At 42.5% G+C, this 8,695-nt stretch carries 9 protein-coding genes; 7 read left to right on the forward strand and 2 right to left on the reverse strand.

The annotated features are described in order from the left end of the window. Positions 1 to 497: hypothetical protein (locus H6G28_RS35705; protein ID WP_190677994.1), on the reverse strand; the 497-nt coding region annotated here is incomplete at its 3' end. A 329-nt stretch (positions 498 to 826) separates the two neighbouring features. On the opposite strand from H6G28_RS35705, the gene H6G28_RS35710 reads away from it, so the two are divergent. The 5 genes from H6G28_RS35710 to H6G28_RS37585 all read left to right on the forward strand — a co-directional run bounded on the left by H6G28_RS35710 (position 827) and on the right by H6G28_RS37585 (position 6,347). Beyond that, a complete protein-coding gene (locus H6G28_RS35710) occupies positions 827 to 994 on the forward strand; it encodes a ribbon-helix-helix domain-containing protein (protein WP_190594260.1) in 168 nt (55 codons plus the stop codon). 65 nt (positions 995 to 1,059) lie between these two features. Then, the gene (locus H6G28_RS35715; RefSeq protein ID WP_190594259.1) at positions 1,060 to 1,299 is read left to right on the forward strand and encodes a hypothetical protein; all 240 of its coding nucleotides are present in this window, start codon (positions 1,060 to 1,062) and stop codon (positions 1,297 to 1,299) included. Positions 1,300 to 1,395: 96 nt separating this feature from the next. Then, positions 1,396 to 2,121 carry a hypothetical protein gene (locus H6G28_RS35720; protein ID WP_190594275.1) on the forward strand — a complete coding sequence of 242 codons (726 nt, stop codon included), beginning with the start codon at positions 1,396 to 1,398 and terminating at the stop codon, positions 2,119 to 2,121. Between the two features lie 287 nt (positions 2,122 to 2,408). Then, complete coding sequence (locus tag H6G28_RS35725; protein WP_190677997.1) at positions 2,409 to 5,969, forward strand: PriCT-2 domain-containing protein; 3,561 nt, start codon at positions 2,409 to 2,411, stop codon at positions 5,967 to 5,969. A gap of 243 nt (positions 5,970 to 6,212) precedes the next feature. Further along, positions 6,213 to 6,347 carry a hypothetical protein gene (locus tag H6G28_RS37585; protein ID WP_277883289.1) on the forward strand — a complete coding sequence of 45 codons (135 nt, stop codon included), beginning with the start codon at positions 6,213 to 6,215 and terminating at the stop codon, positions 6,345 to 6,347. On the opposite strand, the gene H6G28_RS35730 is transcribed toward H6G28_RS37585, so the two are convergent. Continuing rightward, positions 6,316 to 6,774, reverse strand: a complete 459-nt coding sequence (locus H6G28_RS35730; RefSeq protein ID WP_190678000.1) for a hypothetical protein — start codon at positions 6,772 to 6,774, stop codon at positions 6,316 to 6,318. The genes H6G28_RS37585 and H6G28_RS35730 overlap by 32 nt on opposite strands. 113 nt (positions 6,775 to 6,887) lie before the next feature. Here H6G28_RS35730 and H6G28_RS35735 point away from each other — a divergent pair, with 113 nt between their 5' ends. Both H6G28_RS35735 and H6G28_RS35740 read left to right on the forward strand, forming a co-directional pair. Beyond that, positions 6,888 to 7,157, forward strand: coding sequence for a flagellar basal body-associated FliL family protein (locus H6G28_RS35735; RefSeq protein ID WP_242054749.1), 270 nt, complete (start codon positions 6,888 to 6,890; stop codon positions 7,155 to 7,157). A 186-nt stretch (positions 7,158 to 7,343) separates the two neighbouring features. Next, positions 7,344 to 7,949, forward strand: coding sequence for a YdcF family protein (locus H6G28_RS35740; protein ID WP_190678003.1), 606 nt, complete (start codon positions 7,344 to 7,346; stop codon positions 7,947 to 7,949). Positions 7,950 to 8,695: the final 746 nt, after the last annotated feature.

Below are 8,695 nucleotides of genomic sequence, written 5' to 3' on the forward strand. Positions count from 1 at the left end.
TGCAGTTTCATTTGCAAATAATGTCGTTTTGAGCAGAACCTTATTTGCAAATAATGTGGTTTCAAAATCGCCTTGTTTGCAGTTTTAGCCCTGGATGTTTGCAGTTCGCTACACGTAGTTAGCAAGCTCACAAGTGCTACTTCTGACGCTGTATCTAAGATGAAGAGCGCAATTTTTTCGCGCCAAGACTTCACACGGCGAATGTGCATTACTGGTAAGCGTTCTAGACACGAATACAACTGTTCATCAGTAAAATTCGCCCTGTTGTAATCACAAGGCTCGTGTTCGTCCAGTAGTTCGCCTATTGCTTGGATGGCATCACCTAGCGTTACGTCTGGATAATATTCGAGTTGCTTGAATTCGGCTGAATCTTGGAGTTCTCTAAGCCAACGATAACTTGCTTCCAAGCTCCGTAATTGATTTTGATTAAGCATTACTTTCTCATTCTCATGAGGTAATTCGTTAATTGCTTCTAAGTTGCGTAAATTGATGTGCATGAATCCTCCTGCACTGTGAAACGCTACGCTCTCTCCTTTGTCAACGCCTGCGATTTTATTTCTGTCGTTCCGTTAACCGCGTATTCTTCGCTATGCTTATGTGTTCATTTACACAACCATGCAACGACCGCAGACATAGGGCGACCGCTATGCAGATGTGTATGCAAATAGCTCGATATCTTTGCTGATCTAATTTATTGACGTATCGATAACCTTGACACTAATATAGTATGTGAAGTTAAGCGAAGTGTCAACACTTCACATACAAAAATTGCAAATAGCTTAGAAGTGGTATTTAATAGCTCCATACAGCATACTTTTTATGCGTAATGGCTACAAAAAAACCACGATTAACAATTTATCTGGCATCACAGGAATTATTAGACGATCTACAAACAATTGCCGATGAGCAACAACGATCCGTTTCCAATCTCGCCAGCATCGCGCTTGCGGATTGGGTAGCTCAATATAAAGAACGAAAAAAGCAGGACAAATAAAATGAGCGACTCAGAGCAAGCCACTGGCGATCTAGCAGAACAGAATCAGTTTGAAGGCCACCCAAATGAGTGAAATAACTGCTCAGATACCAGTTAGCGAATTAATCCCACTGCTGACAGCAATTGCTGATCGCCACTGGGAAAGCTTCAAAGTAGTAGAGAAACAATTTGTTACAAAACACGGCGTAGAGGTTTGGGAAGATTTTTTTGCTTTTCGACTAAAGCCAGCCTTAGACAAAGAATCTGACAGATGGCTGCTAGTTCAGTGGTGTAGCAAAGGTTTTACAGTTAAAGATGTAGCGTAAACTGCAAGGCGTAAATTTTATAGGCACGGTAGCCCATCCGGGAAAAATCAAACAACTAGTATTAATTTCACATCATTACTAATTTTGATGTCGCCAATGTTAGCCGTAAAAGACCCACCAAACGATTTTCAACTCCCGCCGCACAATGAAGCGGCGTTAGAGATGCTTAGGGAGGCGAAAGACTATGAATCCACTGTTGCTCTAGCGGCTAGTGGTGCAGCATTGGCTACAGGTGGTATGGTTCATCCTTTAGGCTGGCTACTTTTTGGATTGGCTTACAAGCCTTTGGTAGCAACTCAAAAACTGGCGAGGCTGGAAAAATTAACCACCGTACTTTTAGATGAGTTTAAAAGCCAAGGAATACAAGTTTTTCCAGTGCTGAAGGTAGAGGACAAGAATCCTATCGACTTGTTTGTGAGATTTGAGCGAAAAGTTCATGTATTTATCTCAATTCGCTCAATAGGAGATAAGGAGATTGTCTACAACGAAGCCAGAGAGGTTTTGCAGGCCAAGAGGAAGGACAAGCATGGACTAAAAATTTGGAATCCTTGCCCACTACTTGAATTGTCAGATTACGAGAAGTGGCTGAACAAGAACAGAGACTTGTTTGGAATGTCCTCAAGGGAAGCTACAAAAACACCCACAGCAAAAGTTTTGGTCTTATGGCCTCCTACCAAGGCGGCTGATGATCATAATTCGCACCTTTATTCTGAAGTTGGAAATATGAAAATTCTGGCTCTCAGGAGAAAAGGCACTGCATTTGTAATTCAACAGGAGGAAGTAACCGAGTTTATTAAGGCTTGGTTAGCCAAGTACGAATAGTCTAAAAGCTGAAAACCTCACGTCCCGATAGGACAGCGAGGTTTTCTGATTTTGATTCACTTGGAATTGGGGTATCTGGTTTGAACCGCCGGATTAATATCCCTAATAGTAATCTTATCAAAGATGATTGGGGTGTTCAGCCATAGTAACACCGTCCACTCACAGACGAACAGTAATTCAGGAATTTTATGTAATTTTGGTCTAATTTTTCTGAAAGTTTGTATTAAAAGATTACTGCCAAAGGATAGCTCCAATTCCTCCACCACACATCAAGGAGGAATTGCTCAATGTCACCATTACAACAATTTCATAACTCGCTTCAGCATCAACAATTAAGTAATAAATGTGCTGAAGCATTAGAGATAAAACAAGAGCTTGTTTTTAGTAATAAAATCAAGTTTGCGTTTAATGCCACAGGAAAAAACAAAGACTGGGACTTTAAAAAACTTGCTGCCAACTTCCGCGACGCAGAAGGCACTCTAGAAGATGTGCAGCAACACATCAAAGCAGGTCACGCCATCTGTGCAGGCTTATTGGGTAATAAATGGCGCAGTAAGGCCAACGTTATCGGTTCTCATTGGCTACTACTCGACATCGATAATTCCTCTATTGCCCGTGATGCAGAGGGCAAGCCAATTAAAGACGATTTCGGCAATTCTATCAAGGTTTACAAGCACCAACTAACCATTGAAGAAGCCCTAGCCCATCCTTTCATTCAAAAGCACTGCGCTTTAATGTACACCACTGCCAGTCATAAACCTGACTGGCATAAATTTCGGTTAATTTTCCCTCTGCCCCAATATGTTGAAGGTGCTGACACGGTAGAAGCTTGTACGCGGTTTCTCATGCAGCAGTTACCGCATGACCCAGCGTGTAAGGATGCCAGCCGTGTATTTTATGGCAACACAGAAGCAGAATTTCTCATAGTCAACCCGATTGCAACCCTACCAGATGAGTGGGTCACTGAAGCAATTGCGATCGCCCACAAGGAGAGGGAAGAATACCAACAACGCATCAAAGAAATTGAGTCACGCCGTCAGCAGTTCCGCGAAATCTCCGACGTTGAAGGCTGGGACACTGAGCAGCTGATCCAACAAGCACTATCATTTATTCCACCGCGTAGTCCTGGCAGTGGCAACTACGACGAATGCCGCCAAGTGTTGATGGCTTTGGTCAATCACTATGGGGCATCTGAAGCCGAAATTATTGCTGAGAAGTGGTCGCCCTCCATCCCTGGCACAACCTGGAACATTCGCGCCAAGATTCGCAGTTTCCGACGCGGGGGAATCTCGATTGGGACGCTGTTTCACATTGCCAAACAGTACGGCTTCCGATTCCCGCAACGGCAGTACGAACCCTATCAACGTGACAAAGGGCTGATTAGCCGTGAGCAGTGGGAGCTTGGGCAAGTCCGAGAAGACTTGACCAGTTTCCAGAATTTATTAAAGCAGGCGATCGCCCCATTCGTTACAGCTGCTAAGGGATTTTCCAAACCCGCTTCCCCGGAGCCAGCACCCGAAATTACTGCCCCAGTACGCCAAGTCATTGTCTATAAACGTGGCAATATCCCACACAGAAGCTCCGTTACAGGTGATATCTCTATTACTTGTTCCCCAGATGAGCATATTGCCGCCTGGGTCGAAGCGATTTCTAAGGGCTGGACACAGATTTTAGATAATTCTCACCCCGGTTTAGGCAAGTCGCACAACGCTGGTCAACTCACCGCCGCCCTTTTTGGGATTGAAAAACTAATCTACCAGGATGCCAACCACCGCAACCCCTCAACACTCCCCATTGAGGCTAATTTCGTTGACCTCCCAGTACGGCACAATGGCTTAAAAATCGACCCCACCCGCACAACCCCAATGGGTGATCCGTTTCAGGTGCGTCCAAAAGTGGGTGAAACTCCCGATACCATCGGCAATTGTCACCGAAGTTATTTATTTGAAGGCTTCCGTGACAAGAACTTTGTCAGTCTAGACTTTGAAGAAAGTTCTATTAGCCCTATCTGTAACGGTTGTCCCCTCCAAAACCAGTGCCGTTTCGCTCATGGTAATGGTTTCGGCTTCCGCTATCTTAAGCGCACTGTGATTCAAAATTTCTCCGAAATCCGAGCGCATCCCGACTCTACACCAGTTACTTTAACTAACGCTGCTGGTCAACCTTTCACAGTTGGTCGCATTTGGGAAGAAGCGGGTACGCTCATTCAGCCTGTGCGCGAAATTCAAGTCAGGTTAAAAGATTTTGATACTACTGTAGGGCAACTAGCTACAAGTTTACCGCCTGAGCAATGGTCAAAACTCCAGCCTGTTTTACAAGTTTTGCGTAAGCTTCTTGCCCAAGAAATTAAGCCCGATTCTCGTTATGGCTTTGATGATGCGGCATTAAGGGCAATGTTACCCGAATTCCCCGATGATTTAGATGTTGAAGGAATTCGCCAGATTGTAGAGCCTAATTTAGAATTCCTCGCTGATTTAGATTCTCTCGATATCCAAGCGGATCAACAACTCTCTAAAAGTGCCGCCGCCCGTTTTGCTGCCAAGAAGCTAGTTAAGGACAGCGCAAAACAAGCTGGTAGAGAATTTCTGGATTTGCCCTTGTACTGGTTGCCTGATTTCCTGGAAGCTTGGAAGGGTGAAGGTTACTTGGCTTGTAAATGGGGTGAAATTACTATTTCCCGCCCTAACTCCAAGTATCGAGACTTGGCCAACTCTGCCCAATTTAATATTTACCTCGATGCTACTACCCCCCCAGAACAGTTGAAAGTCAAACTCAACTACCATGAACCCCTACTTCTAATCGAGCAGTCACGCCCCGATTACAGCAATTTAAGGGTGGTTAATGTGGCTGGACTAGGTAAACTGTCTAAAAATCGCTCCCGTTCCTTAACTGCCCGTGTTAATGCCCTTAAGGAAACTTTGTTAATGCTCCATAAGCGTTTGGGCATCATTGAGTGGAAACAGGTGGCACAAGAGGCAGAAGACCGGATTGAATACGGTCATTTTGTCGATGGTCGTGGGGTTAATCGGTTCAGTGATTGTGATGCTCTAGCCAGCTTTGGCATTCCCTACCAAAACATCGGCACGTTGGCAGCACATTTTCAGGTGATGACTGGTTTGAAGGTCAACCTTGAAGACAAGAACAGCACTTTTCAAGAGTATCTTATCCAGTTAGTCAGGGCGGAAATTATCCAAGAGATTGGCCGATTACGCGCCCACCGTCGCTCCAATGTGGAGCTAACATTCTACTTCTGCGCTGACTATGACCTCAGTTTCCTCCTCGCGGAACTGCCAGGAGTGAAATTAGAGGTTGTTGATGCCTGTGACTTCTGCGTTGAAGCTGGTAGCCGCGACCAGCAGACCGGACACGCCATAGTCAACACTTTCACGCACCTTTGGCAGTCTCACCAGAAAATTGGCCAAAATGCGATCGCCAAGATTTTGGACATCTCCCAAAGTTGGGTTAGCCGATTTACGCAGCGTTGGGGGGGGTGGCGCAGATTCAAAAAAATATTACTACTGCTATTAGATAGTCTTTATAGCGATAGTAATAAAAATTTGACAGACCTCAGCGATGAGGAAAGGTGGTTTGCCCATGAATACTTTCCCATGCTGATTACAGAATCGGAATCATCGCCCGATGATTCCCTGAAGTATATAGCTGAAGTTGCCACAAGGGTTACTAATACTGCGATGCGGCGGATTCTGCACAGTTGCACCCCGGCTGTTCGGGCTGGCTTGCTGATGATTATTCTACGTTGCTTACCCGCCGAAGTTTACTCAGACCAATCTATTCTCAGTCCTGTTGCTCCGGCGCAAACCACTTGTAACTCGGCAGTGACGCTCTAAAAATTATCTGTTTTTAATTATTACTGACATCATCAGTAATAAAAGATGCTCTTCTTTATGATTCTGTACTTAATCATTGAGTGAGCGTCCCGTTCGGTTTGCCTCTGTGTGGGTTGGTTTTCTAGATGAAAACTTGGAACGAGGTTTTTTAACTACTCTAGGATTAACTCAAATAAAGCAATATCCATCAAACTGGTAATTAAACGATAAGTTTGTTGTCCGTACATCAATTGTTCTTTAAATATGAACAAATACTTTATCAACTGCGACCTCAATAATTTCTGGTCAGATAACGAATATGCCAAAAACTATCAATTTGCAACAGTTACCTACGATTTAATTGAAGCTATTCACCATAAACAGGCTTATCCTGACTAATTCTACAAATTTGTTGTAAAAGTAATTTGCTTGCTTTACTATCTGCTTCTATAAAGGTTGATTTATTTAGGTAATCAATAAACCAACCAATCTTACCGTTGTCTTTTTTGACTTTACCTTTAACGCAATTATAGGTATAAGCTTCTATCTGAGCATAAGATAAGTCCTTCCTTAAGATTCCATATTCAAAGGTTACATGAAGCCGTTTTTTAATAGTGTCATAATGGTTTACAACTCCAGCATCATTATGAGTATCTATACTAAGAACACTTCCATCATTTGTTCTAGCAGCATTCTCAGGTGTATTGCAAATAGAACCAACAGAGTTACAAGGTTTATCAATAATATATATAGTTCTTGCGTTAGCTACTGGGATTAAAGCAAATAATAAAAAACTAGAACTTAAAGCAAGAGTAATTTTTCTCATTTCAATATCTTCCGTTGTTATATGTAGGGTATTGGATCTCACATAAAAGGGGATCGGCCGAGAAATTATTACTACTGCTATTAGATAGTCTTTATAGCGATAGTAATAAAAATTTGACAGACCTGAGCGATGAGGAAAGATGGTTTGCCCATGAATACTTTCCCATGCTGATTACTGAATCGGAATCATCGCCCGATGATGTCATTCAGTATATTGCTGAAGTTGCCACAAGGGTTACTAATACTGCGATGCGGCGGATTCTGCACAGTTGCACCCCGGCTGTTAGGGCTGGCTTGCTGATGATTATTCTACGTTGCTTACCTGCTGAGATTTATTCAGACCAATCCATTTTCCCAGCAATAGCCTCAGTGCAATCGAGCTAAATTTGACCGAGAAGATTGGAGATTGAAGATAGCAGATTGCAGCCTTTATGTTTTTGCTACAAGCCCCGCCGCTTGTCGGCGGAATAAATCTAAAATCATCGATCTCAAATCTACAATCGGCAATCTACAATTGTTTGACTTTAGCAATGATGTTGAAACTAAGCTCGAAAAATAGCATAATGCCCCATGCTCAATTACAAAATTCCCCAAAAAAGGTTAGTTTTTGTGATACTGGCTTTGATATCTGCCTTGATGCTGGTGATCACATCTACAGCTTCAAGTATTTATTTATATGGCAACAGTAGTAATAATATCAAGGCAGATGCAGCAATTGTTTTAGGAGCAGCAGTTTGGGGAGAAGAACCATCTCCTGTTTTTAGAGAGCGAATTAACCACGCCATTAACTTATATAAAAATGGATCTGTTAAAACGCTCATTTTTACTGGCGGAGTAGGCGAGAGTCATGAACCAGCTGAAGCTATAGTGGGAAAAAATTATGCGTTAGCGCAACAGGTAAAAGCTGGTGATATTTTCACGGAAACTCAATCTCGCACAACTCACCAAAACCTCAAAAATGCTTTGGAAGTAGCGAAGGCTCACCAATTAACCAAGTTTCTGATTGTCAGCGATCCATTGCACATGAAACGAGCCGTATTGATGGCACGAGGCTTAGGAATGGATGCACATCCGTCTCCTACACCTACTACCCGCTATCGCAGTTTTCACAGCCAGATGGAGTTTTTGAGCCGAGAAACTTATTTTTACTTTGTCTACTTAATATTTAAAATTTAGCATTTAGTAGTCTGCCAACCCAAAATTGCAGATGTTAACTACTAGTTTGCCGCACGATATTGACAGGGTAAAGTCGAGTAAAAATCGGTAATAAAATACATCAGTACAGATTGTTCACTTTTGTATAATTTCTGTTTTAATTCTCAGCTAGATGGGGTAGTGTTACGGAAGCTGCGTCCAGGGGCAAACTAAACCTTATAGTTTATAAATCTAGAGGCGGATATGAGTGCAACGACGGTTTGAAGTGTTATATAAGGCTTACATAATAAGCGTTTCAGGATTTTATGATATCGTGAGACAGCGATATGTAGGCGATCTCTTCAACCGTGTTGGAAGTTCCGCCTTTGCGTAGAGTCGGAAATTTCTCCTGGTTAATGGGCTTTTATTGCTTCTGCTAACCAAGCATTTCGGGTTCAAATTGGTCAAAGTACCAACTCAAATTGTAAATTCGGTACTTTTTTCAAGTGTTCGTGCCAGAAAAATTCCTCGATTTTAAACTAGACAGTTTAGTTTGCCCCTGGCCGTAGCTTCCGTAACACTACCCCAATTAAAAATTTACTTTAACTAGATTCAGATAATTTTTGTAACGCACAGCTAAATATATTGCTAGTTTCAGTGCTGCATGGTTGTTAGTGTGATTTGAACTAAAAATTGAGATTTTAACCCATGATATGCTTCAGAAATGAGTATCCAGTTTATAGTTCACTTTTAATATTCGAGTTTTTTTACTAATAATGATTATCGTG

Origin of the sequence: Nostoc sp. FACHB-190, assembly GCF_014696905.1 — a bacterium.
GTDB lineage: Bacteria > Cyanobacteriota > Cyanobacteriia > Cyanobacteriales > Nostocaceae > Nostoc_B.